Raw genomic sequence first — 3,076 nt, forward strand, 5'->3', positions numbered from 1 at the left:
GATCGGTCGCACGGCGGATCGATCTTTGCTCAATCGGAGCGGATTCGACGCTGGACCTCCGAACAGGGCTACCAACTCCTCGCGATGTGCCAGGACGCAAGGAGCCCGAGCGGTGAACTTTGCGACGAAGCGTTCCGTGCTTTGCTCGAGATTATTGGTGCGGGCCACGCAGACGCGGTCGTGGTTCCTTCGCTCGAAGCGTTTTCTTCAGACTTGCTCGTTCAGGAAGTCATCCTTCAAGACTTGCGCAGCCGCGGTGTCAGGGTGATCAGTACCACCGAAGCCGATGTCGAGGTGCTCGCCGACGCTCAGGTGGATGCCGCCAGAATGTTTATTCGTGATGTCCTCGCTCGCCGAGCCGAGTACGAACAGAGCATGGGCACCCCGGCGTCTCAGGATGATCAGGACCATCAGGATGATCAGGTTGCCGCTGCCTCAGTCTCCGGCGGCGACGACGTCGTGATCGAACTCATCCCGGCACACAGCGCGTAGGGACAACTCTCAGCTATCAGCCATGGCTGGACACCGAATGCGGACGGGGCTGGTGCAGCAGCTACCTGGTGAGGGCCGCCCACACTGCGGTGGCAAGCGCGAAGTCCAACCCTGAACGGATGACAGAAGCTCCGGCGAGCCTTGCCCCGTCGATATCTTCGAGGACGACGAGGAGTACGTTGTCTTCACGCTGGATCACTTCGACGAGACGTGGCGGCGAAGCAGCGTTCTCGGCGAGCAGGGAAGCCACGGCGTCAACGATGGCCTTCTTGCGCCCCTTGCCCGTGGATCCTGCGCGAAGCGTCACACTGCCGCCGGCCGAATCCACGACCGTGACTGTCGCGCCGACCCAACTCTCCTCGACCGTTACCGATTCCAGATTCACCGCGTGCTCACGTTTCGGCTGTGCGGTGACTTCGACCGGTGGCATCGGCGGGGCATCCGGTTCGACCTTCACCCGCTCCGGAGCCACCCGAGAACGATATCCGTGCGCTTCCAGGATCCTACTGATTGCCAACCCTATGGCTCGTTCGTCGGCACCCTCGAGAAGGGTGACCTTGACACCCACGACGGAGGAACCGTCTGTTTCGATGTGAGCGGACGCGACTCCATCGAGTTCGCTGATCGCACGATCGAGAACCTCACTCATCGTGAGGTCCGCAGTCGACGTCGCCACTCGAGAAACGCGACGACATCCTCACCGGACAGTGCCCGGTCGGCAGATCCGTACGCTGTGAAACGCCGCCATGCCAGATAGCGAGCTTCAGGAAGCGGAAGGAACGGAAACCGTCTCCACCAGGCATTCGGAGCGAACGCGAACGCAGAACGCGCTGCTTCCATCCACAGATCAGGTCTGCGGGCAACCGCCCGTCTCACCCCGCCCACGTGCCTCCTCAAGCTCCCCGGGACACGCTGATCATACCGCGCAGTTTCACGCTCGGCCTCTGCAACTCGAACGCAGTCGATTTGGATCCGCCACTGACGGAGACCTCAGTTGCTTCGCCCGTCTGCAAGAGTGCTTCACACACAGCGCGCATCTTCGTCGCGCTGATAGGCTCCAACACGGAGGTGAGACCCTTTTGGTAACGACGATCCCGGCTCGAGAACGTATCGATCGCTTCGCCGACCTGTTCGAGGCGATCGCCTCGAACGTGGAAACCGTCATCCAGGGCAAACGTGAGATCATCGAGCTGATCGCAATGTCCTTGATGGCGGACGGTCACGTCCTCATCGAGGATGTCCCGGGAGTCGGAAAGACGCTCCTGGCCAAGTCTTTGGCGAGGTCTCTGGATTGCCGCTTTCATCGTGTGCAATTCACACCCGACCTTCTCCCCTCGGACATCACCGGCGTATCGATCTGGGACAGAGCCAAGACGGAGTTCATCTTCAAGCCCGGAGCGATTTTCGCCAACATCGTTCTTGGCGACGAAATCAACCGTGCAGGGCCAAAGACCCAGGCTGCACTACTCGAAGCGATGGAGGAACTCCAGGTGACCGTGGACGGAGTCACTCGCCCGCTGCCCCCACCGTTCATGGTGATCGCGACGCAGAATCCCTTGGAGCATGAAGGAACCTACCCGCTCCCCGAATCCCAACTCGACCGATTCATGATGCGCCTCGTAGTCGGCTATCCGACATACGAGAAAGAAATACAAATGCTCGAAACTCACGGCACACATTCGAGTTTCGACGACCTCAAACCGATGGCGACGGCGGAGGACGTCCGGGAGATGAGTGAGATCGCCCGCCACATCCACGTGGCCGGCTCCCTCCAGGGGTACATCGTCGACGTGGTGGAAGCGACCCGGCGTCACGGAGAACTTCTCCTCGGCGCCTCTCCCCGTGCCGCACTGCACCTGCAACGAGTCGCCCGTGTCCGCGCCGCGATGCAACGACGCGACTTCGCGACGCCGGACGACATCAAGGCACTGGCACGCCCGGTACTCGAGCATCGCATGGTGCTGCGCCCGGAAGCACTGATGCGCGGAACCACGGTCGCTGAAGTGATCGATTCGGTGCTGCGCCATGTCCGCGTGCCCGGAAGTAGGTCTGGATGACCATCACAGAGCGAGGATGGGCAGCTCTCGGAGCTGCCCTCGCACTCCTCGTCCTGTGGGCTGTCCTCGGGGATATCGAACTCGCGGGACTTGGTCTCCTCATTGTCGGCGCCGTTTTCGTCGGTTGGCTCAGCATACGCGGGGGCATTGTGGACATCACCGTCTCTCGCCACCTCCACCCCGCACTCGTACAGGAAGGCGACACCGTCTCCGTGGAGCTGATCACGAGAAGTAACACGCCACGAGTATCGCGATACGTCACGATCGAAGACAAGATCCGCCAGTTGGGCGAAGCACGTTTTCGGATCGGCTCGCTCGTACCCGGCGTCGTCTTCACAGGCACGTACGAAATCACTTGTCACACGAGAGGCATCTATGAACTCGGACCCGCAACGGTCTCGAGAAGTGACCCCTTCGTGTTCACCAAGACGAGTACGTCGATCGGCGCCGTCGACAGACTCATCGTCTACCCGAGAGTGGAACGGCTCAGCGGTCTTCCGACCCTTCGCGGTGTTGATCCCTCAATG

The 3,076-nt window shown here is 61.1% G+C and carries 5 protein-coding genes; 3 read left to right on the forward strand and 2 right to left on the reverse strand.

Translation table 11 applies throughout. The features are described 5' to 3' along the window. A partial coding sequence (locus GWP04_12500; GenBank protein NIA26358.1) for a recombinase family protein occupies positions 1-492 on the forward strand: 492 nt, incomplete at its 5' end. 61 nt (positions 493-553) lie between these two features. On the opposite strand, the gene GWP04_12505 is transcribed toward GWP04_12500, so the two are convergent. Next, positions 554-1,141, reverse strand: a complete 588-nt coding sequence (locus tag GWP04_12505; protein NIA26359.1) for a hypothetical protein — start codon at positions 1,139-1,141, stop codon at positions 554-556. After that, a complete protein-coding gene (locus GWP04_12510) occupies positions 1,138-1,377 on the reverse strand; it encodes a hypothetical protein (protein ID NIA26360.1) in 240 nt (79 codons plus the stop codon). Before GWP04_12510 ends, GWP04_12505 begins: the two co-directional genes overlap by 4 nt. Before the next feature lie 314 nt (positions 1,378-1,691). Here GWP04_12510 and GWP04_12515 point away from each other — a divergent pair, with 314 nt between their 5' ends. Together GWP04_12515 and GWP04_12520 are read left to right on the forward strand one after the other, a co-directional pair. Next, positions 1,692-2,549, forward strand: a complete 858-nt coding sequence (locus tag GWP04_12515) for an AAA domain-containing protein (protein ID NIA26361.1) — start codon at positions 1,692-1,694, stop codon at positions 2,547-2,549. After that, positions 2,546-3,076 (forward strand): hypothetical protein (locus GWP04_12520; GenBank protein NIA26362.1); only part of this gene is annotated, 531 nt, incomplete at its 3' end. The genes GWP04_12515 and GWP04_12520, both read left to right, overlap by 4 nt.

This window comes from Gammaproteobacteria bacterium, from assembly GCA_011682695.1.
Classification (GTDB): Bacteria; Actinomycetota; Acidimicrobiia; order Spongiisociales; family UBA4744; genus BMS3Bbin01.